24 protein-coding genes and 1 riboswitch are annotated in these 25,788 nt (G+C 69.5%); of the genes, 17 read left to right on the top strand and 7 right to left on the bottom strand.

Annotated elements, in window-relative coordinates:
- Window positions 1-52: 52 nt before the first annotated feature.
- Window positions 53-1,243 (bottom strand): quinolinate synthase NadA, encoded by a 1,191-nt coding sequence (nadA, locus tag OHO83_RS31585; protein WP_266669752.1) that lies wholly within the window; start codon window positions 1,241-1,243, stop codon window positions 53-55.
- A 279-nt stretch (window positions 1,244-1,522) separates the two neighbouring features.
- Between nadA and OHO83_RS31590 the strand changes: the two genes are divergently transcribed.
- The gene (locus tag OHO83_RS31590; protein ID WP_100592151.1) at window positions 1,523-1,879 is read left to right on the top strand and encodes an iron-sulfur cluster assembly accessory protein; all 357 of its coding nucleotides are present in this window, start codon (window positions 1,523-1,525) and stop codon (window positions 1,877-1,879) included.
- 73 nt (window positions 1,880-1,952) lie between these two features.
- Here the strand turns inward: OHO83_RS31590 and OHO83_RS31595 are convergent, their stop codons facing one another.
- Together OHO83_RS31595 and OHO83_RS31600 are read right to left on the bottom strand one after the other, a co-directional pair.
- A complete protein-coding gene (locus OHO83_RS31595; RefSeq protein WP_330280077.1) occupies window positions 1,953-3,434 on the bottom strand; it encodes a hypothetical protein in 1,482 nt (493 codons plus the stop codon).
- A 120-nt stretch (window positions 3,435-3,554) separates the two neighbouring features.
- Window positions 3,555-3,767, bottom strand: a complete 213-nt coding sequence (locus tag OHO83_RS31600) for a hypothetical protein (protein ID WP_266669748.1) — start codon at window positions 3,765-3,767, stop codon at window positions 3,555-3,557.
- Between the two features lie 133 nt (window positions 3,768-3,900).
- On the opposite strand from OHO83_RS31600, the gene OHO83_RS31605 reads away from it, so the two are divergent.
- Complete coding sequence (locus OHO83_RS31605) at window positions 3,901-4,875, top strand: carbohydrate kinase family protein (protein WP_266669746.1); 975 nt, start codon at window positions 3,901-3,903, stop codon at window positions 4,873-4,875.
- Between the two features lie 5 nt (window positions 4,876-4,880).
- Here the strand turns inward: OHO83_RS31605 and OHO83_RS31610 are convergent, their stop codons facing one another.
- A complete protein-coding gene (locus tag OHO83_RS31610; RefSeq protein WP_266669744.1) occupies window positions 4,881-6,269 on the bottom strand; it encodes a cysteine desulfurase/sulfurtransferase TusA family protein in 1,389 nt (462 codons plus the stop codon).
- Between the two features lie 331 nt (window positions 6,270-6,600).
- Here OHO83_RS31610 and ctaC point away from each other — a divergent pair, with 331 nt between their 5' ends.
- The 4 genes from ctaC (at window position 6,601) to OHO83_RS31630 (ending at window position 11,084) form a co-directional block, all read left to right on the top strand.
- Complete coding sequence (ctaC, locus tag OHO83_RS31615) at window positions 6,601-7,560, top strand: aa3-type cytochrome oxidase subunit II (protein WP_266669742.1); 960 nt, start codon at window positions 6,601-6,603, stop codon at window positions 7,558-7,560.
- A complete protein-coding gene (ctaD, locus tag OHO83_RS31620; protein WP_116502518.1) occupies window positions 7,557-9,293 on the top strand; it encodes an aa3-type cytochrome oxidase subunit I in 1,737 nt (578 codons plus the stop codon). The genes ctaC and ctaD overlap by 4 nt, the downstream gene beginning before the upstream one ends.
- A complete protein-coding gene (locus tag OHO83_RS31625; RefSeq protein ID WP_266669740.1) occupies window positions 9,290-9,688 on the top strand; it encodes a cytochrome c oxidase subunit 4 in 399 nt (132 codons plus the stop codon). Before ctaD ends, OHO83_RS31625 begins: the two co-directional genes overlap by 4 nt.
- A 133-nt stretch (window positions 9,689-9,821) precedes the next feature.
- Entirely contained in the window at window positions 9,822-11,084 is a 1,263-nt protein-coding gene (locus OHO83_RS31630) for a L,D-transpeptidase (RefSeq protein ID WP_266669738.1), read from the top strand.
- A gap of 80 nt (window positions 11,085-11,164) precedes the next feature.
- Here the strand turns inward: OHO83_RS31630 and OHO83_RS31635 are convergent, their stop codons facing one another.
- Window positions 11,165-11,566 (bottom strand): hypothetical protein, encoded by a 402-nt coding sequence (locus tag OHO83_RS31635; RefSeq protein WP_266669736.1) that lies wholly within the window; start codon window positions 11,564-11,566, stop codon window positions 11,165-11,167.
- 187 nt (window positions 11,567-11,753) lie between these two features.
- Between OHO83_RS31635 and ctaE the strand changes: the two genes are divergently transcribed.
- The 6 genes from ctaE (at window position 11,754) to OHO83_RS31665 (ending at window position 18,933) form a co-directional block, all read left to right on the top strand.
- Window positions 11,754-12,374, top strand: a complete 621-nt coding sequence (gene ctaE, locus OHO83_RS31640) for an aa3-type cytochrome oxidase subunit III (protein ID WP_100592161.1) — start codon at window positions 11,754-11,756, stop codon at window positions 12,372-12,374.
- Between the two features lie 74 nt (window positions 12,375-12,448).
- Window positions 12,449-13,258, top strand: a complete 810-nt coding sequence (qcrC, locus tag OHO83_RS31645; protein ID WP_266669733.1) for a cytochrome bc1 complex diheme cytochrome c subunit — start codon at window positions 12,449-12,451, stop codon at window positions 13,256-13,258.
- Window positions 13,255-14,313 carry a cytochrome bc1 complex Rieske iron-sulfur subunit gene (gene qcrA / locus OHO83_RS31650; RefSeq protein ID WP_266669731.1) on the top strand — a complete coding sequence of 353 codons (1,059 nt, stop codon included), beginning with the start codon at window positions 13,255-13,257 and terminating at the stop codon, window positions 14,311-14,313. Before qcrC ends, qcrA begins: the two co-directional genes overlap by 4 nt.
- The gene (gene qcrB, locus OHO83_RS31655; RefSeq protein WP_266669729.1) at window positions 14,310-15,947 is read left to right on the top strand and encodes a cytochrome bc1 complex cytochrome b subunit; all 1,638 of its coding nucleotides are present in this window, start codon (window positions 14,310-14,312) and stop codon (window positions 15,945-15,947) included. Before qcrA ends, qcrB begins: the two co-directional genes overlap by 4 nt.
- Before the next feature lie 164 nt (window positions 15,948-16,111).
- Complete coding sequence (gene trpD / locus OHO83_RS31660) at window positions 16,112-17,176, top strand: anthranilate phosphoribosyltransferase (RefSeq protein ID WP_266669727.1); 1,065 nt, start codon at window positions 16,112-16,114, stop codon at window positions 17,174-17,176.
- Between the two features lie 113 nt (window positions 17,177-17,289).
- Window positions 17,290-17,406, top strand: a riboswitch (SAM riboswitch).
- Between the two features lie 165 nt (window positions 17,407-17,571).
- Window positions 17,572-18,933, top strand: coding sequence for an aminotransferase class V-fold PLP-dependent enzyme (locus tag OHO83_RS31665; RefSeq protein ID WP_266669725.1), 1,362 nt, complete (start codon window positions 17,572-17,574; stop codon window positions 18,931-18,933).
- A gap of 69 nt (window positions 18,934-19,002) precedes the next feature.
- Here the strand turns inward: OHO83_RS31665 and OHO83_RS31670 are convergent, their stop codons facing one another.
- Window positions 19,003-19,284 (bottom strand): Lrp/AsnC family transcriptional regulator, encoded by a 282-nt coding sequence (locus OHO83_RS31670; protein WP_100592167.1) that lies wholly within the window; start codon window positions 19,282-19,284, stop codon window positions 19,003-19,005.
- Between the two features lie 40 nt (window positions 19,285-19,324).
- Entirely contained in the window at window positions 19,325-20,080 is a 756-nt protein-coding gene (locus tag OHO83_RS31675) for a rhomboid family intramembrane serine protease (RefSeq protein WP_389573330.1), read from the bottom strand.
- Window positions 20,081-20,236: 156 nt separating this feature from the next.
- On the opposite strand from OHO83_RS31675, the gene OHO83_RS31680 reads away from it, so the two are divergent.
- The 5 genes from OHO83_RS31680 to OHO83_RS31700 all read left to right on the top strand — a co-directional run bounded on the left by OHO83_RS31680 (window position 20,237) and on the right by OHO83_RS31700 (window position 25,776).
- Window positions 20,237-20,476 (top strand): hypothetical protein, encoded by a 240-nt coding sequence (locus OHO83_RS31680; RefSeq protein WP_266669721.1) that lies wholly within the window; start codon window positions 20,237-20,239, stop codon window positions 20,474-20,476.
- Between the two features lie 43 nt (window positions 20,477-20,519).
- Window positions 20,520-21,869: an NYN domain-containing protein gene (locus OHO83_RS31685; RefSeq protein WP_266669719.1), complete on the top strand. Its 1,350-nt coding sequence runs from the start codon at window positions 20,520-20,522 to the stop codon at window positions 21,867-21,869.
- Between the two features lie 317 nt (window positions 21,870-22,186).
- A complete protein-coding gene (locus tag OHO83_RS31690) occupies window positions 22,187-23,218 on the top strand; it encodes a C40 family peptidase (RefSeq protein ID WP_330280078.1) in 1,032 nt (343 codons plus the stop codon).
- Between the two features lie 241 nt (window positions 23,219-23,459).
- Complete coding sequence (locus OHO83_RS31695; RefSeq protein ID WP_330280079.1) at window positions 23,460-24,518, top strand: C40 family peptidase; 1,059 nt, start codon at window positions 23,460-23,462, stop codon at window positions 24,516-24,518.
- 49 nt (window positions 24,519-24,567) lie between these two features.
- Window positions 24,568-25,776, top strand: a complete 1,209-nt coding sequence (locus OHO83_RS31700) for a hypothetical protein (RefSeq protein WP_330280080.1) — start codon at window positions 24,568-24,570, stop codon at window positions 25,774-25,776.
- Window positions 25,777-25,788 lie beyond the last annotated feature (12 nt).

Genomic DNA, 25,788 nt, shown 5'->3' on the forward strand with positions numbered 1-25,788 from the left:
GGTCCCACATGAAGGTGGGACCCGGGCTCCGGGCTTGGTGCGGCCTTCGCGCCTACGGCAGCGCCAGCATCCGCTCCAGCGCCTGCTTCGCGAACTGCTCGGTCTCGCGGTCGACCTCGATCCGGTTGACCAGGTTGCCCTCGGCCAGGGACTCCAGGGTCCACACCAGATGCGGCAGGTCGATGCGGTTCATCGTCGAGCAGAAGCAGACCGTCTTGTCGAGGAAGACGATCTCCTTGTCGGGGTGCGCGTTGGCTAGGCGCCGCACCAGGTTGAGCTCGGTGCCGATCGCCCACTTCGACCCGGCAGGGGCCGCGTCGAGGGCCTTGATGATGTACTCCGTCGAGCCGACCTCGTCCGCCGCGGCGACGACCTCGTGCTTGCACTCGGGGTGTACCAGGACCCGTACGCCGGGGATCCGCTCGCGGACGTCGTTGACCGAGTCGATCGAGAAGCGCCCGTGCACCGAGCAGTGCCCGCGCCACAGGATCATCTTCGCGTTCCGCAGCTCCTCGGCGGTCAGGCCGCCGTTCGGCTTGTGCGGGTTGTACAGGACGCAGTCCTCCAGGGACATCCCCATGTCCCGCACGGCGGTGTTGCGCCCGAGGTGCTGGTCCGGCAGGAAGAGCACCTTCTCGCCCTGCTCGAAGGCCCAGTCGAGGGCCCTCTTCGCGTTCGACGAGGTGCAGATCGTGCCGCCGTGCTTGCCGGTGAACGCCTTGATGTCCGCGGAGGAGTTCATGTACGAGACGGGCACGACCTGCTCGGCGATGCCGGCCTCGGTCAGCACGTCCCAGCACTCGGCGACCTGCTCGGCGGTGGCCATGTCGGCCATGGAGCACCCGGCGGCCAGGTCGGGCAGGACCACCTTCTGGTCGTCGCCGGTGAGGATGTCGGCGGACTCGGCCATGAAGTGCACACCGCAGAAGACGATGTACTCGGCCTCGGGCCGGGCGGCCGCGTCGCGGGCGAGCTTGAAGGAGTCGCCGGTGACGTCCGCGAACTGGATGACCTCGTCGCGCTGGTAGTGGTGGCCGAGAACGAAGACCTTGTCCCCGAGCTTCTCCTTGGCCGCGCGGGCGCGCTCCACCAGGTCCGGGTCGGACGGGGAGGGCAGGTCTCCAGGGCACTCCACACCGCGCTCGCTCCTCGGGTCGGCCTCGCGGCCGAGCAGCAGGAGGGCCAGCGGAGTCGGCTGAACATCCAGGTCAACGGGGGTCTGGGCCGTGGTCACGTCACGCACCCTTTCTTGTTATGACATTCGTGCGGCGAGGCTTCTCGTCGAAATGACGCTATCTATCATAACTGCTTCACGTCAGAATGACGATGGCCATCGTGTCGATGTGACGCAATCCGCGCGGACCGGCCCGTGCCCCCCGCGCGCGGGGTGTGCGAGCATGAAAGGGCAAGGAAGCCGAACTCGCCGAAAGGCGAAACACGAGCGCCAGGGCCGGAATGAAACCGCGGCCCCGCCGGTTGGAACGTCGGCAAGCAGTCTCCGTACAACCCTGGAGAGAAGCAGATGTCCGTATCGGACGAGACCACCACCGTGAGCGACGGCATCCTCCTGTCCGACGCCGCCGCGGCCAAGGTCAAGGCCCTCCTTGACCAGGAAGGGCGCGACGACCTGGCGCTGCGCGTCGCCGTACAGCCCGGAGGCTGCTCCGGCCTGCGTTACCAGCTCTTCTTCGACGAGCGCTCCCTCGACGGGGACGTCGTGAAGGACTTCGGTGGCGTCAAGGTCGTCACCGACCGCATGAGCGCCCCGTACCTGGGCGGCGCCTCCGTCGACTTCGTCGACACCATCGAGAAGCAGGGCTTCACGATCGACAACCCGAACGCCACGGGCTCCTGCGCCTGCGGCGACTCGTTCAGCTGAGCCTGAGCCTGTACCTGAACGAAGCGGCGGTTCCCCCTCGAAGGGGAACCGCCGCTTCGTGTTTCGTCGCGGGTCAGCTCTGCGGCGCCGGCTCGAGCCCCCGCTTGCCGTCCGCGTGCGGCACCGCCCTGTCCCCGGAGTCCACGACCTTCCGGCCGTCGAGCGGCTCGTCCAGCGTCACCGGCAGCGTGTAGAACTTCGCCATCGCGATGCAGACCGTGCCCTTCTTCCGCGTCTCCGTGACCTTCAGGGCGACCTTGCCGTCCCGCTCCGTCGCGGTGGCCGTGTAGGTGCTGCACACGCCGCCCGTGAAGTGCGCCGTCAGCGTCCGCCCGTCCACCGTGTAACTGTCGGGGCGCACGTCGCGGGTGTCGGTCCCCGGGGCGCCGGGCCTGACACTGGGCCGCGGGCTCGGCTTGTCGGTCGGCCCCGGCGCGTGCGGCGACGTCAGGAACTTCGGGTCCACCGCGGGATGCGTCACCGTGAACGCCGCCTGCCCGCCCTGCGGCCTCACCTGGAACAGCCACGACGGTACGAGGATCTGCCGCCCCTGCGTGAACTGCGCCGCGAGGCCGAACGTGGCCCCGGTGACATGGACGGGCTCCGCCGCGGGCAGCTTGGTCGGCGCCTTGCACGGCGCCTCGTCCCGCTCCTTCACCGGCACCGGGCTCGCACAGCCTCCGATACCGACGCGGCCGGCCCCGACCGCCGCGGAGTTGAGGAGATCGAGCGTCTTCTGCGCACTGATCACGGGGTACGTGTCACCCTTGACCGGCTTCTTCAACTGGCCGCTGCCGCCGACCACTTGACCGTCCGGGCCGACCTGTACGCCCGTGGTCCAGCCGTACGTGGGCAGGTTGCCGACGCGGGGCTCCGCGTTCACCACCCGTATCGCGCCCATCAGTTGGCGCGCGTCGATCTTCGCGTCGTCCTGGCCGAGCGTCTTGAACACCGGAGCGGCCGCCTTCTTCGCGGCGTCCTCACTCACGGCGTCCCCGGTGCTGCCGTTCCCCGGCGCCTCGGTGCACCGGGCGGGGCTCGCGCACTTGTGGCCCGCGGACGGTGCGTAGCGCGCGTACGTCCAGGCGCCGGGAGCCCGCTCGGTCACCTGGAGCGAGGGGCCCGAGCCGTCCTTCGCCGGACCCACCTTCCAGGCGCCGTTCTCCAGGCGCGGGGTGCCCTGCGCGTCGAGCGTCCTGGCGAGCGCGGCGACATCGGCCGCGGTCACCTTGCCCTCGCTCCGGTAGACGGGGGCGTCGCCGGGGCCCGTGGGGAGTTTGCCGTCGGCCCGGTAACGGGTGCCGTTCGGGTCGGGCTCGCCCGGCGCGATTCCCGAGGTGGAGCCCGTGCCGCCCTCGCGGTAGCCGTCCAGGGCCAGTGGCGGGGGAGTGGAGTCGTCGCCGGCCGCCGGACTCCCGCCTCGGCCGTCGCCGCCGGCCGAGGTCGCCGCGAAATACGCGCCACCGCCACCGACGAGGAGTACCGCTGCCGCGACCGAGGCGACGGCCAGCGGGGACCGCCCCCGGTGTCGATCCTGCGTCTGCTCGGTGCTCACCGCATCGCTCCTTCTCTGCCGCGTCGTACGCCGTATCCCCTGTACGGGGGACAGCGATGGGACGCGGCGGGGGAGCGCGCGGTTCCCTCCTCGCTCCCCAGGGCCCGCGCGGGGGCCTCTCTAGTCCCCGTAGTCGGACATCGAGTCGATGAGCCGCGCGGACTTGGAGGGCACGACGACGCCGTGAGGGAGGGAGGGGGCGACGGGAGTCTGCTTGTCCTTGGCGGAGGCCGTCCAGTGCGGGGCCATTCGGGCGCAGTCGCCGCGCAGGGACGCGAGGCCGCCTTCCAGGTCGAGCGGCGCGGACGCGGTGCGGACCTTGAGGTTCGTCATAAAGAAACGCTATGCGGGTCCGACCATGCGAAGAAAGACCTACTATCGGGTAATTTTGCCTCTTCAGTCGGACGGACGCGACCCGGTAGCGTAAAGCGTCAACCCCCTCCGCTCAGGAAGACGTGACCACGCCGTGCGTATCGCAGTCACCGGCTCCATCGCCACCGACCACCTCATGACCTTCCCCGGCCGCTTCGCCGACCAGCTGGTCGCGGATCAGCTGCACACGGTCTCCCTCTCCTTCCTCGTCGACAACCTCGACGTCCGCCGGGGCGGTGTCGGCGCGAACATCGCGTTCGGCATGGGGCAGCTGGGCACGGACCCGATCCTGGTCGGCGCCGCGGGCTCCGACTTCGACGAGTACCGCGCCTGGCTCGACCGGCACGGCGTGGACACCGACTCCGTCCGCATCTCCGAGGTCCTGCACACGGCCCGCTTCGTCTGCACCACGGACGCCGACCACAACCAGATCGGCTCCTTCTACACGGGCGCCATGAGCGAGGCCCGCCTCATCGAGCTGCAGTCCGTCGCCGAGCGCGTCGGCGGCCTCGATCTGGTGCTGATCGGCGCGGACGACCCGGAGGGCATGCTCCGCCACACGGAGGAGTGCCGCTCGCGCTCCATCCCGTTCGCCGCGGACTTCTCGCAGCAGATCGCCCGGATGAACGGCGACGAGATCCGCACGCTCCTGGACGGCGCGACGTACCTCTTCTCGAACGAGTACGAGAAGGGCCTCATCGAGAGCAAGACCGGCTGGACCGACGAGGAGATCCTCGGCAAGGTCGGCCACCGCGTCACGACCCTCGGCTCGCGCGGCGTCCGCATCGAGAGCGCCGGCGAGGACCCGATCGAGGTCGGCTGCGCCGAGGAGGAGGCCAAGGTCGACCCGACCGGCGTCGGCGACGCCTTCCGCGCGGGCTTCCTGTCCGGCCTGGCCTGGGGCGTCGGCCACGAGCGCGCCGCCCAGGTCGGCTGCATGCTCGCCACGCTGGTCATCGAGACCCTCGGCACGCAGGAGTACCAGCTGCGCCGCGGCCACTTCATGGACCGCTTCACCAAGGCGTACGGCCACGAGGCCGCGGCCGAGGTCCAGCAGTACCTGAAGTAGTCCCGTCAGGAGAGCCGGCGGACCACATAGGCGGCACCGCGCTCCGCCGGCTCCTCCCCGACGTACTCCTGGCTCCGCATCTCGCACCACGCCGGGATGTCGAGCCGCGCCGCCTCGTCGTCGGCGAGCACGGTCACGGTCCCGCCCACCGGCACGTCCCCGATCACCTTCGCCAGCTCGATGACGGGGATCGGGCACCGCTTGCCGAGCGCGTCGACCACGAGCGAGGGCGCACTCGCCGGCGCGGGGGCGGGCGCGGTCACGGCCGTCGCCCCCAGCCGCTCCCGTACCGACGCCACCGTCCCCGGCAGCACCCCGAGGAACCGCTCGACGTCGTCCCCGGCCGTCCCGAGCGGCAGCGACACCCGTACGTTCCCCTCGCTCAGCACCCCCATCGCCTTGAGCACATGGCTCGGCGTCAGCGTGCTGCTCGTGCATGACGATCCGGACGAAACAGAAAAACCGGCCCGGTCCAGCTCGTGCAGCAGAGTCTCTCCATCGACATAGAGACAGGAGAAGGTCACCACGTGCGGCAGCCGCCGCACCGGGTCGCCCACCACCTCGACATCGGGCACGAGCCCCGGCACGCGGGCCCGGATCCGCTCCGTCAACTCCCGCAGCCGCGCGTCCTCCTCGGCGGCCTCGGCCCGCACCGCCCGCAGTGAGGCCACCGCCGCCACGACGGCCGGAATGTTCTCGAACCCGGCCGCCCGCCCCGACTCCCGCTCGTCGGCCGGGCCTTGGGCCGCGAACCGCACCCCCTTGCGCACGACGAGCAGCCCTACGCCCGCCGGGCCGCCCCACTTGTGCGCGCTGCCCGCGAGCAGCGACCAGTCGCCCTCGACCGGCCCCCACGCGAGCGACTGCGCCGCGTCCACGAGCAGGGGCACCCCGGCGGCCCGGCACGCCGCGGCGACCTCGGCCACCGGCTGCACCGTCCCCACCTCGTGGTTGGCGGACTGGAGACAGGCGAGCGCCGTGTCCTCCCTGAGCGCGTCGGCGTACGCGCCGGGGGAGACGGAACCGGCCCGGTCCACGCCCACCTCGGTCACCGAACCGCCCTCCGCCTCCAGCGCGGCAGCCGAATGGAGTACCGAGGAGTGCTCGACCGCGGAAACCACCAGGTGCCGGCCGACACGCCGGCGCCCCGCGAGCGCGCCGGAGATTCCCGCATGCACGGCGCGCGTCCCCGAAGGGGTGAAAACAAGCTCATCCGGGCGGCAGCCCACGGCGTCCGCGGCGGCCTCACGGGCCGCGTCCAGCAGCAGCCGGGCCCGCCTCCCCTCGCGGTAGAGCCGGGCGGGGTCGGCCCACCCCTCGTCGAGCGAGGCGAGCAGCGCCTGCCGGGCCACGGGGTGCAGGGGAGCGGAGGAGGCAGCGTCGAAGTAGGACACACCGCAACGGTAAGGCCCCGGGTGGGCGAGGCGTCGGGCCAGGGGCGCGGAGTACGGTCCGGCCCGCTGCCCGGAGCGCGCGCCCGCCGGACCGCCCGCGCCCGGCGGACATGCCCCCGATTCCCCGTCAGATCCCCCCGGAACAGCAAGTTCCACCCCTTCTGAGTGACCCGCGGCGCGTTAGGCACCCTCCCCGCGCGACCCCAAATAGCGTCCAGTAGGGTTTGGTCCGCATAAACATCCAAACCCCTGCCCGTGTGCCAGGGCGGCGAGCGACCAGCGAGACGGCCGTAGCCAACCAGCGCGGGCGAGACTCTCGGGAAGGCGCTACGTGAGTCCCAACGGCTCCGACCGCTCGTCGCGGCGCCCGATGCGGCGGAAGCTGCCGCAGGTGCTGACTGCGGGCCTGATCCTGGTCACCGCTACTGGTTGCACATACAAGGACTTCCCTCGTCTTGGTATGCCGACCCCGGTTACGGAAGAAGGTCCCAGGATCCTCTCCCTCTGGCAGGGCTCGTGGGCGGCAGCGCTCGCCACGGGTGTCCTTGTCTGGGGCCTGATCCTGTGGAGCATCATCTTCCACCGGCGCAGCCGCACCAAGATCGAGGTACCAACGCAGACGCGGTACAACATGCCGCTAGAGGCGCTGTACACGGTTGTACCGCTCATCATCGTCTCGGTCCTCTTCTACTTCACGGCACGAGACGAGTCGAAGCTCCTCAGCCTCGCCGACAAGCCGGCCCACACCATCAACGTGGTCGGCTATCAGTGGAGCTGGGGCTTCAACTACATCGAGAACGTGCCCGGCTCCACGGGTGACGCGAAGACCTCGAAGGAGCTGGCCGGCATTCCGGACCGCTTCATCGAGGACTTCCCGGCGAACGCCGGCGGCGTCTACGAGGCCGGTACGCCGGCATCGAAGAACCCGCAGACGAAGAACCCCGGCCCCACCCTCTGGCTCCCCAAGGGCGAGAAGGTCCGGTTCGTCCTCACCTCGCGCGACGTCATCCACGACTTCTGGGTGGTGCCGTTCCTGATGAAGCAGGACGTCATTCCGGGCCACACCAACGCCTTCGAGGTGACCCCCAACCGGGAGGGCACCTTCCTGGGCAAGTGCGCCGAGCTCTGCGGCGTCGACCACTCGCGCATGCTGTTCAACGTGAAGGTCGTCTCCCCTGAGCGCTACCAGCAGCACCTCAAGGACCTGGCGAAGAAGGGGCAGACCGGTTACATCCCGTCCGGCATCGCGCAGACGAGCCACGAGAAGAACCGGGAGACGAACAACCTGTGAGCATCCTCAACGAACCCCAGGGTGCCGCCGCAGCTGACGACTCGTACGAGAACGAGCTGCCGGTCAGGCGCAAGCAGCCGGGGAATGTCGTCGTCAAGTGGCTGACCACCACTGACCACAAGACGATCGGCACGCTCTACCTGGTCACGTCGTTCGCGTTCTTCTGCATCGGCGGACTCATGGCGCTCTTCATGCGCGCCGAACTCGCTCGTCCCGGCAACCAGATCATGTCGAACGAGCAGTTCAACCAGGCGTTCACGATGCACGGCACGATCATGCTGCTGATGTTCGCGACGCCGCTGTTCGCCGGATTCGCGAACTGGATCATGCCGCTGCAGATCGGCGCGCCCGACGTGGCGTTCCCGCGGCTGAACATGTTCGCGTACTGGCTCTACCTCTTCGGCTCGCTCATCGCGGTCGGCGGCTTCCTCACCCCGCAGGGTGCGGCCGACTTCGGCTGGTTCGCCTACAGCCCGCTCTCGGACGCCGTCCGCTCGCCGGGCATCGGCGCCGACATGTGGATCATGGGTCTGGCCTTCTCCGGCTTCGGCACGATCCTCGGCTCGGTCAACTTCATCACCACGATCATCTGCATGCGCGCACCCGGCATGACGATGTTCCGTATGCCGATCTTCGTGTGGAACGTGCTGCTGACCGGTGTGCTGGTCCTGCTGGCCTTCCCGGTCCTGGCCGCCGCGCTGTTCGCCCTGGAGGCGGACCGCAAGTTCGGTGCCCATGTGTTCGACGCCAGTAATGGCGGCGCCTTGCTATGGCAACACCTCTTCTGGTTCTTCGGCCATCCAGAGGTGTACATCATCGCGTTGCCATTCTTCGGAATCATTTCCGAAGTGATCCCGGTGTTCTCGAGAAAGCCGATGTTCGGCTACTCGGGCCTGATCGGCGCGACCATCGCGATCGCGGGTCTCTCCGTGACCGTGTGGGCGCACCACATGTACGTCACCGGCGGCGTGCTGTTGCCGTTCTTCTCCTTCATGACGTTCCTCATCGCCGTACCGACAGGCGTGAAGTTCTTCAACTGGATCGGCACGATGTGGAAGGGCTCACTGTCCTTCGAGACACCGATGCTCTGGACGATCGGCTTCCTGATCACCTTCGTCTTCGGTGGTCTGACCGGCGTCATCCTGGCGGCCCCGCCGCTGGACTTCCACGTCTCGGACTCGTACTTCGTCGTCGCGCACTTCCACTACGTCGTCTTCGGCACCGTGGTCTTCGCGATGTTCGCCGGATTCCACTTCTGGTGGCCGAAGTTCACGGGCAAGATGCTCGACGAGCGGCTCGGCAAGATCACGTTCTGGACGCTGTTCATCGGCTTCCACGGCACGTTCCTGGTGCAGCACTGGCTGGGCGTCGAGGGCATGCCGCGTCGTTACGCGGACTACCTCGCGGCCGACGGCTTCACCGCGCTGAACACGATCTCGACGATCTCCTCGTTCCTGCTCGGTCTGTCGATCCTGCCGTTCTTCTACAACGTGTGGAAGACCGCCAAGTACGGCAAGAAGGTCGAGGTCGACGACCCGTGGGGCTACGGCCGTTCGCTCGAATGGGCGACGTCCTGCCCGCCGCCGCGGCACAACTTCCTCACCCTGCCGCGCATTCGCAGTGAATCGCCGGCGTTCGACCTGCACCACCCGGAGATCGCCGCGATGGACCAGCTCCAGAACGGCGGCCACGGGGGCAACGCTCTCTCCGGTGGCAAGGAGGCCGGCAAGTGAAGGTCCAAGGCAAGATGTTCATCTGGCTGAGCGTCTTCGTGCTCGCCATGGCGATCGTCTACGGCGTGTGGTCGAAGGAGCCTGCCGGAACCACGGCGCTCTTCCTGGCCTTCGGCCTGTGCATCATGGTCGGCTACTACCTGGCCTTCACGGCCCGGCGGCTCGACACGGGTGCGCAGGACAACAAAGAGGCCGATGTCGCGGACGACGCCGGCGAGGTGGGCTTCTTCAGCCCGCACAGCTGGCAGCCGCTCGCCCTGGCCATCGGTGGTGCCCTCGGTTTCCTGGGCGTCGTCTTCGGCTGGTGGCTGATGTACTTCTCGGCCCCGATCATCCTGATCGGCCTGTGGGGCTGGGTCTTCGAGTACTACCGCGGCGAGAACCGGACCCAGTAGGGCCCGGCAGACGCCGAAGGGCCCGGACACTCCTGACGGAGTGTCCGGGCCCTTTCCCGTGCCCCGCACCGGCCGTGCCTCGTACGGCCCAATCGACGCGCCGCGAGCGGCCAGGGTTCATACCGTGTTGCTCATGAATCACTCACCGAGAATTCGCACGGTAATGGGCTGCACTCTGCTGGTGACCGCACTCGGTGCGAGCGTCACGGGCTGCGGCGGCTCCAGTCACCCGCTCGCCGCCAAGCCGTACGACGCGGCGAACGAGATCAGCTTCGTCGGGGAGTCCGGAAGCAAGAAAACCGACCCGAACAAGCCGATAGAAATCACCTCGGAGGGCGACGAAGCACGCATCACCGATGTCACCGCCACCGATTCCATAGGCCGCTATGTCGCGGGCGAACTCTCCGCCGACGGCAGCAGGTGGCACAGCACCGCCCCGCTCGCCGCTGACGCCCACTACACGGTGCACGTGAGCACCGAGGACGACGACGGCGAGCCGGGCCGCAAGGTCCTCACCTTCGACACGGGCCACGAATCGGGCAAGAACAAGTCCCTGAAGGTCACGTTCGGTCCCGAGGCCGGAAAGTACGGCGTCGGACAGCCCGTCACCGCCGTACTCAGCGCCGCCGTCAAGGACAAGGCCGCGCGGGCCGTCGTCGAGAGGGCCCTGAAGGTCGACTCGGAGCCCGCCGTGGCGGGTTCCTGGACCTGGGTGGACGACAAGACGCTGCACTACCGCCCCGAGGAGTACTGGCCCGCAGGCGCCACCGTGGAGGCGCACAGCACCCTCAACGGCATCAAGGTCGGCGACCGCCTCTGGGGCGGCACCTCCAAGCCCCTTCGCCTCACCATCGGTGACCGAATAGAGGCCATAACCGACGCCGCCACGCACCAGATGACGGTCTACCGCAACGGCCGTGTGATCAACACGCTCCCCATCACCACCGGCAAGCCCGGCTTCGAGACGCGCAACGGCGTCAAGGTGGTGCTCGGCAAGGAACGCTTCGTACGGATGCGCAGCACGAGCATCGGCATCGCCGAGGGCTCGTCGGACTCGTACGACATGGACGTGTACTACGCGACCAGGGTGACGTGGAGCGGCGAATACGTGCACGCCGCCCCCTGGTCCGCGGGCTCGCAGGGATACGCCAACGTCAGCCACGGATGCACCGGCATGAGCACCAGCAACGCCGCGTGGTTCTTCAACACCGTCCGCATCGGCGACATCGTGAAGGTCGTCAACAGCAACGGCGCCCAGATGGACCCGTTCGGCAACGGCTTCGGCGACTGGAACCTCAGCTGGAAGAACTGGGAGAAGGGCAGCGCCATACAGGCGGCCGCGACGGACGGCGGCCGGAGCGGCGTCCAGGCGGCCCGGCTGAGCCCCGAGGTGTGAGACTTCTGACTCCGGAGCACACACGGAAGGGGCGACCCGCGGCAGCGCTGCGGGTCGCCCTGTCGGCGTACCGAAGCGCCCTACGCCTCCACGGCGCGCCGCGAGCGCAGCAGAGCGGCCAGTGCGCCCGCGAACTCCACCGGGTCGACCGGCAGCGTCACAGCGGCCTCGGCGCGGCTCCAGGTGGCCAGCCAGGCGTCCTGCGGGCGGCCCATCAGGAGCAGCACCGGCGGGCAGTGGAAGATCTCGTCCTTGATCTGCCGGCAGACGCCCATGCCGCCCGCGGGGACGGCCTCGCCGTCCAGGACGCAGACGTCGATACCGCCGTGCTCCAGCTCCTTGAGGACCGCCGGGAGCGTGGCGCACTCGACGAACTCGACCTCGGGGGCGTCGGCGGCGGGCCTGCGCCCGGTCGCGAGGCGGACCTGTTCGCGGGTGCTTGCGTTGTCGCTGTAGACCAGGACCGTCGCGGTCGACTGCATCGTTCCTCCGAGACTTCGGCGTCTTTGACTCATCAAGGTGGGGAAGCGTTGCGCGGAGCCTACTCCTCCCGACACCCCGTCAACACCGGTTCGGACACCGCCCCGATGGGCCATACGGGCTGGACACACCCCACAGACACTCCGAACGGCACCCCCCGGAGTGAGCGCGAGATAAGCGACCGACATAATGTCGGTCGTGGCGACAGCAACGACAGTAGAAACCGGGCACGCGCACCCGTCGGTCAATCGGCCGAACCTCACCAGCGTCGGAACCATCATCTGGCTGAGTTCCGAGCTGATGTTCTTCGCGGCCCTCTTCGCGATGTACTTCACCCTGCGATCGGTGACGGGGCCAGATCACTGGAAGGAAATGGCCGAGTCGCTGAACGTTCCGTTCTCAGCGACGAACACCACGATCCTGGTGCTCTCCTCACTGACCTGCCAGCTCGGCGTGTTCGCCGCCGAGCGCGGGGATGTGAAGAAGCTCAGGACATGGTTCATCGTCACCTTCATCATGGGTGCGATCTTCATCGGCGGTCAGATCTTCGAGTACACCGAGCTGGTCAAGAAGGACGGTCTCTCGCTGTCCTCCGACCCGTACGGCTCGGTGTTCTACCTGACGACTGGCTTCCATGGACTGCACGTGACAGGCGGCCTCATCGCCTTCCTGTTCGTCCTCGGCCGCACCTACGCGGCCAGGAAGTTCACCCATGAGCAGGCGACCGCAGCCATCGTCGTGTCCTATTACTGGCACTTCGTCGATGTCGTCTGGATCGGCCTTTTCGCCACGATCTACTTGATCAAGTAGCCGGTACGTCGATCCCGACGCACCGACTCGTCCAGCAAGCACCGACGCAGAAGATCCTGACACCGGGGTAATCCGTGAAAAAGCTCTCCGCACGACGACGCCATCCGCTGGCGGCGGTCGTCGTCCTACTCCTCGCGCTGGCGGCCACCGGGGGGCTGTACGCCGCGTTCGCACCCGCGAGCAAGGCGCAGGCCGACGAAACCGCCCAGTCCCTCGCCATCGACGAGGGCAAGAAGCTCTACGCCGTCGGCTGCGCCAGCTGCCACGGCACCGGCGGTCAGGGCAGCTCTGACGGTCCGCCGCTGACGGGCGTGGGCGCCGCGGCCGTCGACTTCCAGGTCGGCACCGGGCGCATGCCTGCGCAGCAGCCCGGCGCGCAGATCCCGAAGAAGAAGGTCATCTACTCGCAGGCCGAGATCGACCAGCTCGCGGCGTACGTCGCCTCGCTCGGTGCCGGTCCGACCGTCCCGACGAAGAACCAGGTCAGCCCGGAGGGTGCGGACATCGCCAACGGTGGCGAGCTGTTCCGTACCAACTGCGCGCAGTGCCACAACTTCACCGGTGAGGGCGGCGCGCTGACGCACGGCAAGTTCGCGCCGAGCCTGGAGGGCGTGAGCCCGAAGCACATCTACGAGGCCATGCAGACGGGCCCGCAGAACATGCCGTCCTTCCCCGACACCACGATGCCGGAGAAGGACAAGAAGGACATCATCGCGTACATCAACGCGGTCAACGGTGACGAGACCGAGAGCCCCGGCGGTCTTAACCTGGGCGGGCTCGGCCCGGTCAGTGAAGGCCTGTTCGCCTGGATCTTCGGCCTCGGCGCACTGATCGCCGTCGCCGTCTGGGTCGCCGCTCGGACCGCAAAGGCCAAGAAGTCATGAGTAGCCAAGAGATTCCAGAAGAGAACCTGCCCAGCGCGCAGGACGCCGACGAGCCGCACGGCTCGGTCGCGGTGAAGGACGACCCCTTCGCCAATCCGGGGCTGCCGCCCCACGAGCACCGGGTCCAGGACATCGACGAGCGGGCCGCCAAGCGCTCCGAGCGTGTGATCGCCTTCCTGTTCACGCTCTCGATGCTCGCCACGGTCGCCTTCATCGCCTCGTTCGTGACGATCAAGGCCGACAAGAGCGTCTACATCTGGCCGATCGGCCACATCAGCGCGCTGAACTTCGCGCTCGGTATGACGCTCGGCGTGGCCCTGTTCTGCATCGGCGCGGGCGCGGTCCACTGGGCCCGCACCCTGATGTCCGACGTGGAGGTCGCCGACGACCGTCACGCGATCTCGGCCGAGCCCGAGGTCAAGGCGAAGGTCCTGGCGGACTTCAAGCAGGGCGCCAAGGAGTCGCAGTTCGGCCGGCGCAAGCTGATCCGCAACACGCTCTTCGGCGCGGTCGCGATGGTCCCGCTCTCCGGCATCGTCCTCCTTCGTGACCTCGGTCCGCTGCCGGAGGACAAGCTCCGGCACACCGCGTGGAAGAAGGGCAAGCTCCTCGTCAACATGAACACGAACGAGCCGCTGCGTCCTTCGGACATCGTGGTCGGCTCGCTCACCTTCGCCAAGCCCGAGGGCGTGGAGGAGACGGACGAGGACTTCCAGCAGGTCATGGGCAAGGCCGCCCTGATGCTGGTCCGGATCCAGCCGGAGAACATCAAGGACAAGCAAGAGCTCGAGTGGGCTCACGAGGGCGTCGTCGCGTACTCGAAGGTCTGCACCCACGTCGGCTGCCCGATCTCCCTGTACGAGCAGCAGACGCACCACGTGCTCTGCCCCTGTCACCAGTCCACCTTCGACCTCTCCGACGGCGCCCGCGTCATCTTCGGTCCCGCCGGCCACGCGCTCCCGCAGCTGCGTATCGGCGTGAACGGCGAGGGTTACCTGCAGGCGCTCGGCGACTTCGCAGAGCCCGTCGGTCCTGCTTTCTGGGAGCGCGGATGAGCACTTCGACGACCAACGACGCGTCCTCGCGCGAGAAGGCGCCCGCCGGTGAGCGGGTGGCCGACTGGGCGGACGGCCGGCTCGGGATCTACTCCCTGGCCAAGGCCAACATGCGCAAGATCTTCCCGGACCACTGGTCCTTCATGCTCGGTGAGATCTGCCTCTACAGCTTCATCATCATCATCCTCACGGGTGTGTACCTGACGCTGTTCTTCCACCCGTCGATGAACGAGGTGGAGTACCACGGCAGCTACGTCCCGCTGCAGGGACAGCTGATGTCCGAGGCGTTCAACTCGACCATGCACATCTCCTTCGATGTGCGCGGTGGTCTGCTGATCCGGCAGATCCACCACTGGGCGGCGCTGATCTTCCTCGCCGGCATGTTCGTGCACATGATGCGCGTGTTCTTCACGGGTGCGTTCCGCAAGCCCCGTGAGGTCAACTGGCTGTTCGGCTTCCTGCTGTTCGTCCTCGGCATGTTCACCGGCTTCACCGGTTACTCGCTCCCGGACGACCTGCTCTCCGGCACCGGTGTCCGCTTCATGGAGGGCGCGGTCCTGTCCGTGCCGATCGTCGGCACGTACCTGTCGTTCTTCCTCTTCGGCGGCGAGTTCCCGGGCGGCGACTTCGTCGCGCGGTTCTACTCGGTCCACATCCTGCTGCTGCCGGGCATCATGCTCGGCCTGGTGGTCGGCCACCTGATCCTGGTCTTCTACCACAAGCACACGCAGTTCGCGGGCCCCGGAAAGACGAACAAGAACGTCGTCGGCATGCCGCTGCTGCCGGTCTACATGGCCAAGGCGGGTGGCTTCTTCTTCCTGGTCTTCGGTGTCATCGCGGCCGTCGCCGCGATCGCGTCGATCAACCCGATCTGGGCCATCGGCCCGTACCGGATCGACCAGGTCTCCACCGGCGCCCAGCCCGACTGGTACATGGGCTTCTCCGAAGGCCTGATCCGCTTCATGCCGGGCTGGGAGATCAACCTCTGGGGTCACACGCTCGTCCTGGGTGTGTTCATCCCGCTGATCATCTTCCCGCTGGTCCTGGTGGCCATCGCGGTCTACCCGTTCATCGAGTCCTGGGTCACCGGCGACAAGCGCGAGCACCACATCCTGGACCGCCCGCGCAACGTCCCGACCCGGACCGCGTTCGGTGCCGCCTGGATCAGCTGGTACTTCGTCCTGCTCGTCGGTGGCGGTAACGACCTCTGGGCCACGCACTTCCACCTGTCGATCAACGCGATCACCTGGTTCGTGCGCATCGGGTTCTTCGTCGTGCCCGTGCTGGTCTTCGTCGCCACCAAGCGGATCTGCCTCGGCCTCCAGCGCCGCGACAAGGACAAGGTGCTGCACGGACGCGAGTCCGGCCTCATCAAGCGCCTGCCGCACGGTGAGTTCATCGAGGTCCACGAGCCGCTCGGGTCCGACGCCCTGCACACCCTCACCGCGCACGAGCAGTACGCGCCGCTCGAGATCGGCCCGACGGTCGACGAGAACGGTGTGGAGCGCAAGGTGTCCGGTACGCAGAAGCTGCGGGCCAAGCTCTCCGAGGGCCTGTACGGCGAGGAGAGCCAGATCCCCAAGCCGACTGTCGAGGAGTACAAGGAGATCACCAGCGGCCACGGCCACCACTGATCACCTGAACTGACCTCCCCCACTCTCGGCTCCGCTCGAGCGGGGGGACCCCCATGGTCGCCACGGTAAGAGCCCCGTCCAGGCACTGGACGGGGCTCTTTGCCGCTCTCCGGGCTGGATAGGGTGGCCTTGTTCCCATACACACGAGAAACCAGGAGCGGCAGATGAATGCTGTGACCCCCGCAGGAGGCAATACCGCGGCGGGCCGTTCCTGGCCCCAGCTGCTGAACGGCCTCCTCGAAGGGCGCGACCAGAGCGCCGACGAAACCGCCTGGGCCATGGACCGCATCATGCGGGGCGAGGCCACGGACGTACAGATCGCCGGGTTCGCGGTGGCCATGCGCGCCAAGGGTGAGACCGTCGAGGAGATCCTCGGCCTCGTACGGTCCATGTACGAGCACGCGAACGTGATCGAGGTCCCGGGCGACACGGTCGACATCGTCGGCACGGGTGGCGACGGCGCCAAGACGGTCAACATCTCCACGATGTCGGCCATCGTCATCGCGGGCACGGGCGCCAAGGTCGTCAAGCACGGCAACCGCGCCGCCTCGTCGGCGTCCGGCGCCTCGGACGTCCTGGAGAAGCTCGGCGTGAATCTGGAGCTGACCCCGAAGCGGGTGGCCGAGGTCGCGGAGGAGGCCGGGATCACGTTCTGCTTCGCCGTGAAGTTCCACCCGGCGCTGCGGCACGTGGCGGCGGCGCGCGGCCAGCTGGGCATCCGCACCACGTTCAACTTCCTCGGTCCGCTGACCAACCCGGCCAAGGTGCGGGCGCAGGCCGTCGGGGTCGCCGACGCGCGGATGGCGCCCATCGTGGCCGGTGTCTTCGCCGAGCGCGGCCACTCGTCGCTCGTCTTCCGCGGCGACGACGGTCTGGACGAGCTGACGACGACGGCGACCTCGCGGATCTGGGTGGTCCGGGACGGCGCCGTGCGCGAGGAGGCCTTCGACCCGCGGGACGTCGGCCTCGAGCTGGTGCCGGTGTCCGCGCTGCGGGGCGCCGACGCCTCGTACAACGCGGAGGTCGCCCGCCGCCTCCTGGACGGTGAGAGGGGCCCGGTACGGGACGCGGTCCTCCTCAACTCGGCGGCGGCCCTCGTCGCTCTCACGCCCGGCGACGGCCCGCTGACCGACCAGATCCGGGCCGGCATGGCCCGCGCCGCCGAGTCGATCGACTCGGGCGCCGCGAAGAGGACGCTGGAGCGCTGGGTGGCGGCCAGCAACGCGTGAGCGCGTAAGGCACGCAGGGTGGGGAGGTACCGGCCGGTGCCTCCCCACCACGCTCCGTCCGGGATGCGGACACGCTGTTGCGATGAAGCGATCGGCTGGCATACTTCTCGGCAGGTCATGAGTGACAGCGATTAGGCCCCGGCTCGCTGTCCGGCAACCCTCCGTCCGTGGCGGGGTGCCCCGGGTGAAGACCAGGCAGGGCACAGCAAGGTGCTCTGCAAGCGCGGACCCCTGCACACCCTGGGGTCCTGGTCCTCAAGGGAGCAGTCTCGTGAGCAAGCGAATGCGATAGGGCATCTCCGCCCCACCTCCGCACACCCTTTTCCTTTTCGGCTGCGCCGTCGAGCCATCGGCTCCGGCATGGTCAATTCGCTTGCCTCTTACGGGAGTTCGCCATGTCTGTCTCCACCGCTGCCGCCGACCAGTCGCTTTGTACCCCTCTGCCGGTTCTCGGCCGTGATGTCACCGTTCCGCTCGTCACCGGTGGCGAGGTCACCTACGCGGCCCTCGACTACGCGGCCAGCGCCCCGGCGCTCCAGCGGGTCTGGGACGACGTGGCGGCCTACGCGCCGTACTACGGCAGCGTGCACCGCGGCGCCGGGTACCTGTCGCAGCTGTCGACCGACCTCTTCGAGAACTCCCGCGTGACCGTCGCCGAGTTCCTCGGCTGCCGCGCCGACGACCAGGTGATCTTCACCCGCTCGACCACCGACTCGCTCAACCTGCTCGCCGCCGTGCTCCCCGCCGACTGCGAGGTCTTCGTCTTCGAGACCGAGCACCACGCCTCCCTCCTGCCGTGGCGCGACGCCCGCGTGACCTACCTGAACGCGCCGCGCACGCCCGGTGAGGCCGTCCGGACCCTGGAGAGCGCCCTCGCCGACCGCGACCCCTACGGGCCCGCCCTGGTGTGCGTCACGGGTGCCTCGAACGTCACCGGCGAGCTGTGGCCCGTCCGTGAGCTCGCCGCCGCGGCCCACGCCCACGGCGCCCGTATCGTCCTCGACGCGGCGCAGCTCGCCCCGCACCACCCCGTCGACATCCAGGACCTCGACGTCGACTGGGTCGCCTTCTCCGGGCACAAGCTGTACGCGCCTTTCGGCTCCGGCGTCCTCGCCGGCCGCGCCGACTGGCTCCAGGCCTCCGAGCCGTACCTCGCCGGTGGCGGCGCCTCCCGCAAGGTCGCGCGGCGCGCCGACGGCGGTGTGGACGTCGAGTGGCACGACAGCGCGGCCCGCCACGAGGCCGGTTCGCCGAACGTCATCGGCGTCTACTCCATCGCCTCCGCCTGCAAGGCCCTCACCGAGGCGGGCTTCGACTCGCTCGTCGCCCGTGAGCAGTACCTGATCGGCAAGGTCCGTGACGGCCTCGCCGCCGTACCCGAGGTGAAGGTGCTCTCGCTGTTCGGCGACGACGCCCCGCGCGTCGGTGTCATCTCCTTCGTCGTCGACGGCTGGAACAGCTCGCACTTCGCGGCCGCGCTCTCCGCCGAGTACGGCATCGGGGTGCGCGACGGCCTCTTCTGTGCTCACCCGCTCGTGCGCACCCTGCTGGGCAGCGACCCGCAGTCGCAGGGGGAGTGCGGGGCGCCCGAGGCCGCGCCCGGCGAGAAGTCCCTCAACGCGATCCGCGTCAGCTTCGGCGCCGGCACCCCGGACGAGCACGTCGAGCGCTTCGTCCGCGCCGTCACCGAGCTGGTCCGCGACGGCGCGCGCTGGAACTACCGCACGGAGGACGGGCGTTGCGTCCCCGCGGTGTGATCCGCGGACCGCACCGGACATGACGAAGGCCGCCCCTCGGGGCGGCCTTCGGTCGTCAAGCGGACAGGATCAGGAGTCGAGCCCGATCGCGAACGCCGCCTCCAGGTCGTGCTGCGAGTAGGTGCGGAACGCGACGTGCGTGTCCGTCGCCTCCACGCCCGGGATCTTGCTGATCTTTCCGGGGATGACGTCCGCCAGGTCGTCGTGGCGCGCGACGCGCACCATGGCGATCAGGTCGTACGTACCGGTCACGGAGAAGACCTCGCTGACGCTGTCGAGGGCGGCGATCGACTCGGCGATCTCGGGGATCCGGTCCACGCTGGTCTTGATGAGCACGATCGCGGTGATCACGGCTGGCTGTCTCCCTCGGTGGCCGTGGCTGGGGCTGCTTTCACTCTAGCCCTCCCGTCTCCCGCCCCCCGCCCTTGCGCAGAAGCGCTCCGCGCACCCCGCCCTTTCCCCCGTAGCGCGCCCACGCGTAGAGGAATCCGACGGAGAACCCGACCAGGTGCGCCAGGTACGCCACCCCGGGCCCCCGGCTGACCTGCCCCGCCGCGGCCCACTGGAGCGCCACCCAGAACGGCAGCACCACCCACGCGGGAAAGCGCAGCGGCAGGAAGAACAGGAACGGGAACAGGCTCGTCACGCGCGCCCCGGGGAAGAGATACAGGAACGCCCCGAGCACCGCGGAGATCGCCCCTGAGGCGCCCACCAGGGTCTGCTCGGAGCCCGCGTACGCGATCGCGTAGCCGAGCAGCGCCACGCAGCCGGAGAGCAGGTAGAAGAGGGCGAACTGGAAGTGGCCCATACGTTCTTCGACCATCGCGCCGAAGACGTACAGGAAGAGCATGTTGCCGAGCAGGTGCAGCCAGCTGCCGTGGACGAAGAGGGCCGTGACGGTGGTGAGCGCGGCGCGTGGGGAGCCGGTGAGCAGCTGGGCGGGGATCACGCCCCAGCGGGCGAAGTAGTCGCTCTGCGCGGCGAGCAACCGGTCGCCCGTGCCGTAGACGGGGTTGAACCCGGACGCCGGGGACAGCAGGAAGGCCGCGCAGCACAGCACGATCAGCCCGTACGTCACCGGTGCCGGCTGGTTCCTGACGGTCGACCTGACCGTTCTGCCCGCCGCCGCACCCCAATTGTCGATCATGTTCCAGATCATGACGTAACGGTGCACACCTGCCCAGACGGCCTGCCGGGATTCCCCACTGTGGACGCCCGCGCGGGGGGTCCCCGTCAGGCCGTAGGGTTACGGGCACCACGCACCACGGAAAACGTACGACCCCGAAAGAAGGCGACAGCCCCGATGACGGTTCCCCTGCCGACCGCCGAGACCCGTTGGCGCTGCACTCTCTGCGGCAACCTCACGCGATTCGACGTGACCCGCTCGTCGAAGGTCGTCGAATACGTACACCTCGACCTCGCGGGTGACCCGAAGGTCGAGGAGCGCGAGGTGGTCAGTGAGACCATCGAGTCGGTCCGCTGCCGCTGGTGCAACGCGGTGGATCAGGTCGAACTCGTGGACAGGCCGGGCGCCGACTCCTGAGAGGGAGCGGACCCCCCAGAAATTACGGACATTGGGGTGACGGATGGTGGAGAGCGAAGGCGGGGAGGCCGGGGACGGCGCCGCTGAGGTGCTCGACCGGCCGTTGCCCGAAGGTGTGCGGCGCCGGGTCGTGCAGATCGTCTCGGACGGCTTCGGCGGGCTGACGGTCGCCGAACTGCCGCCTCAGTTGCGGCAGTATGCGCGCTTCACCCCGACCCGGCGCGCCAAGTTCGCCGGCAATGCCATGGCCGCCGCCGTGGAGAGCGACACGCTCTTCCGCCAGCGCATCGGTGAACGCCTCAGGGAGGCTCAGCCGGAGCTCGCCGGCGCCCTGGACGCCGGGGCGCCGCCGCCCGCCGCCGACCCCCTCGACGTGGCCGCCGCGGCCTATGTGCTGCGGCCCACGGGCTGGGTGAAGCTCGTCGCGGCCGCCGGCGAGGAGGCCGTGCGGGCCGACGCCGAGCGCGCCGACGAGGAGGCGAGGGCCGAGCTGGAGCGGCTGCGCGCGGAGGTCGAGGCCGCCCGCGAGCAGACGAGGTCCGAGACCGAACGGCTGCGCACGGAGCTGGAGTCGGCGAAGAAGGAGGCCGAGTCCCTGCACCGCAAGCTGCGCAGCGCCCTCAGTGACGTCAAGCGCGGCGAGGCGGCCCTGCGCAAGGTCCACGGCGAGACCGAGGCCGTACGGGCCGAGACGCATGCGCAGCTGTCCGCCGCCGACAGCGAGACGCGGCGGCTCAAGGCCCGGCTCGGCGAGACGGAGGCGGCGCTGGAGGCCTCCCGCAAGGCGGCGCGCGAGGGCCGCAGCGTCGAGGACATGCGCGTACGGCTGCTGCTCGACACCGTCCTGGAGTCCGCCCAGGGGCTGCGCCGCGAGCTGGCGCTGCCGCCCGTGTCCGTGCGCCCCGCCGAGACCGTGGACGCCGTCGAACCCGGGCGGATGTCGCCCAAGGACATCGCGGCCCGCGCCCTGTCCGAGCACGACCCCGCCATCCTGGACCAGCTGCTCGCCCTGCCGCAGGCCCATCTCGTGGTCGACGGCTACAACGTCACCAAGACCGGCTATCCGACGATGCCGCTGGAGAAGCAGCGGCTGAGGCTGCTCGGCTCGCTCTCCCAGCTCGCCGCGCAGACCGGCGCCGAGGTCACCTGCGTCTTCGACGGCGCGGAACTCGCCGCGCCCGTGCTGCTCGCGCCGCCGCGCGGGGTGCGTGTGCTCTTCTCGAAGGCGGGTGTGACCGCCGACGAACTGATCCGCCAGCTGGTGCGCGCCGAACCCTCGGGACGGCCCGTGGTGGTCGTCTCCACGGACCGCGAGGTGGCCGACGGGGTCGCCAAGTCGGGTGCCCGTCCCGTCGCCTCCGTGACGCTCCTGAAGCGTCTCTCGCGCGGCTGACCGACTGCCGCGCAGGTTCCGGCCCTTCGCCACATAGGCAACGTAGGTCTCATACGTAACCTCTGGGCCTGATGCCCGAATTGGCGGATCGTTTACGCAACGTAGTGTCAAACGAGCATTACCGCACGTGAGTTGAGTGCAAAGAATGCGCTCGGTGACCGACTTTTTTCCCGTCAGGATTTGAACTGATCACAGGAAGGTCACTAAGGTCTGGCCTCGAACCTCCGCTCGGGTGATCGCTCATCGGGAGTGACGGCAGAGGGTCACCGCCCACCGGCGTGTCGGTAGGCGGCTGGAGGAAGAAGGAGCTCGCCTTCGTGGCGTCCCACCGTCGACCCAAGCAGCCGAGCCGCACCCGTGTGACCGTGCTCACCGCAACCGCCGCCGCAGCCGTGGCCCTCACGTCGCAGGCGGCACAGGCCGCGCCGAAGCCGAGCAAGAGCGAGGTCAAGGCCAAGGTCGACAAGCTCTACGAAGAGGCGGAGAAGGCCACCGACAAGTACAACGGGGCCAAGGAGAAGCAGAAGAAGCTCGAGAAGGAGATCGGCGACCTCCAGGACAAGGTCGCCCGCGGCCAGGAGGACCTCAACGAGCTTCGCTCCGGCCTCGGTTCGATGGCCAGCGCGCAGTACCGCTCCGGCGGCATCGACCCCTCCGTCCAGCTCTTCCTCTCCGCCGACCCGGACGACTTCCTGGACAAGGCCTCCACGCTCGACCAGCTCAGCGGTCAGCAGGTCGAGGGCCTGAAGAAGATCCAGGAGAAGCAGCGTTCGCTGGCGCAGGAGCGCCAGGAGGCCGCCGACAAGCTCAAGGACCTCGCCGACACCCGCACGGAACTCGGCAAGAAGAAGCAGCAGGTCCAGAGCAAGCTCAGCGCCGCGCAGAAGCTCCTCAACACCCTCACCGCCGCCGAGCGCCAGAAGATGGCCGCCGACGACGCCCGCGCGAGCCGCTCCGCCGGCGCCCGCGTCGACCTCGGCAACGAGGTCCCGGCCTCCAAGCGCGGCGCCGCCGCCCTGAGCGCCGCCGCCACCCAGCTCGGCAAGCCGTACGTCTCCGGCGGCACGGGCCCCAACTCCTACGACTGCTCCGGGCTCACCCAGTGGTCGTACGGACAGGCCGGTGTGGGCATAACCCGGACCACGTACACGCAGCAGAACGACGGCCCGAAGATCGGCATGAGCCAGCTCAGGCCGGGTGACCTGGTCTTCTTCAACAACCTCGCGCACGTGGGCCTGTACGCCGGCAACGGCCAGGTGCTGCACGCCCCGCACCCCGGCGCCGTCGTCCGCTACGAGTCGATGAGCACCGTCGGTTCGTTCCAGTTCGGCGTCCGCATCTCCGGCTGAGAACCCGGTCCGGCTCCGCCGGGGGAGCGCCACGCGAGAGCGCGCCCGTTCGGGCGAATTCCGGCATCACCCGCTTACCCCACGCCCCGCCCATGACCTGCGTCATAGGCGGGGCGTCGCGTTTTCCGCCCATAGCGGTCGTTGGCCGCGCCCGCCCCTCGCGGCTACTGTCGCCCCGCATTCCCCCGACCGGGTTCTCCGGCCGGGGGTCGTTCGTCAGCGGAAGGGGGAGCGGCTACTCGTGGGGTCTCATCGCCGTCCCGCACAGTCCGGCCTCGACCGGAGCGCGCGCGGCTCCACTGTCAGCCTCCTGTCGGCCGTGTCAGCCGTGTCCGCCGTGGCGGCCACCGCCGCCGGGCTCGCCGCCGTCCCCGCGGGCGCCGCGCCGCAGGACCGCCCGTCCGGCACCCGGGCCGAGGTCGACCGTCTCTTCGAGCAGGCCGAGCAGGCCACCGAGGCGTTCAACAAGGCCGACGAGCGCGCCGACAAGCTCCGCGACGAACTGGCGGACCTTCAAGACAGCGTCGCCCGCGGGCAGGAGCGGATCAACACCATGCGTGGCGCACTCGGTTCGCTCGCCGGCGCCCAGTACCGCTCGGGCGGCATCGACCCCGCTCTCGCCCTGCTCCTGTCGTCGGACCCCGACGGCTATCTCGACAAGGCGTCCGTCCTCGACCGCATCACCGCCCGCCAGGCCGGCGAACTCACCGAACTGCAGCGGGCGCAGCGCGACCTGTCCCAGGAACGCGCCGAGGCCACCCTCAAGCTCGTCGACCTGGAGCGCTCCCGCAAGGCCGTCGCCGGGCACAAGCGGACCGTCGAGGACAAGCTCGCCAAGGCCCGCCGTCTGCTCGACTCCCTGCCCGCCTCGCAGCGTGAGGCCTACGAGCGCGCCTCGCGCGGTGGCGTGCGCGACGGCGTCCCCGACCTGTCGGGCGCGGGCGTGCCGTCGTCCGGCAGGGCCGCCGCGGCGGTGGCGGCCGCCATGTCCGCGGTCGGCAAGCCGTACGTGTGGGGCGCCAACGGGCCCTCCGGATTCGACTGTTCGGGCCTCATGCAGTGGTCGTACGCGCAGGCGGGCGTGGGCCTGCCGCGGACCTCTCAGGCCCAGCGGTACGCGGGCCGGCAGGTGCCGCTGTCCCAGGCGCGGCCCGGCGATCTCGTCGCCTACCGATCGGACGCCAGCCACATCGGGATGTACGTGGGCAACGGCCAGGTCATCCACGCCCCCTACCCCGGCGCGCCCGTGCGCTACGACCCGGTGGGCATGATGCCCGTGTCGTCCGTGACCCGGGTCTGAGCGGTCGAGGCAGGCGGGGCCCGGCGCGGCGGGCCGTACGATCGGGAGGATGGCTGGTCGTGGGCGTGGTGCGGGTGGAGCGGGGGCGTGCGTCGCGCTGCTGTCCGTGGCCGCCCTGCTCGCCGGGCTCGTCGGCTGCGGCGGGGGAGCGGCGCGGGACACCGCCCGGGGCGATGTGCAGCACACCCTCGACCGCAGGGCCGATGCGGTCCTCGCCCGGGATCAGGCCGCGTACCGGGCCACCGGCAGCGCGGACGCCGAGGTCCCGACGAACCTCACCGACGTCCCGCTGACCTCCTGGACGTACCGGCTCACGCGCCTGGACCGTTCCGGCAGCCGTGCCACGGCCGGCGCGGAACTGCGCTACCGGATCAAGGGCTACGACAGCGCCCCCGTCGTCTCCGGGCGCTCCCTGGAGCTCGAACTGCGCGAGGGCCGCTGGTACGTGACCGCCGACCGGCCCGCCCCGAACACCGGCGAGCAGCTCTGGGAACAGGGCAGGGTCGTCGTCGAGCGGGGCGCGCACAGTCTCGTCCTCGGCGTCGGCAGGTCCCACGGCGCGCTGGGCGACTACGCGGACCTCGCCGACGAGGCCGTGCCCGCCGTGAGCGACGCCTGGGGGTCCGGCTGGGCCCGGCGGGTCGTGGTCCTCGTCCCGAAGTCCCTCGACGGCATGGGGGCGCTGCTCGGGTCCCCCGCCGCCGGGTACCGGGGGATCGCCGCGGTGACGACCGGCGAGGCGGGGGCACCGGGGCGCACGCCGGCCGACCGGATCATCGTGAACCCGGACGCGTACGGGGTGCTCGGCTCCTTCGGCAAGCAGGTCGTCCTCACGCACGAGACGACCCACGTCGCCACGCGCGCGGCGACGTCGGGCGCGACCCCGCTGTGGCTGTCCGAGGGGTACGCGGACTGGGTCGGCTACCGCCGCACCGGCCGCTCCGCGGGGCAGGCCGCGCCGGAGCTGGAGCGCGCGGTGCGGCTCGGCCGGCTGCCGGCCGCGCTCCCCACCGACCCGGACTTCGGGTTCTCCGGCGACGCGGGGCGGCTCGCGCAGGCGTACGAGGGCGGGTGGCTGGCCTGCCGGATGATCGCCGACCGCTGGGGCGAGACGAAGCTGAACGACTTCTACCGCGCGGTGGGGAAGCACAAGCGGCGGACCGGGGCGGTCGAGGAGGCGATGGCGAGCGTGCTCGGGACGACGGAGGAGAAGTTCACGGCGCAGTGGCGGGACTATCTGCGGGTCCAGCTCGGCTGACCGGCCGGCGGG

This window comes from Streptomyces sp. NBC_00569, assembly GCF_036345255.1.
Classification (GTDB): domain Bacteria; phylum Actinomycetota; class Actinomycetes; order Streptomycetales; family Streptomycetaceae; genus Streptomyces.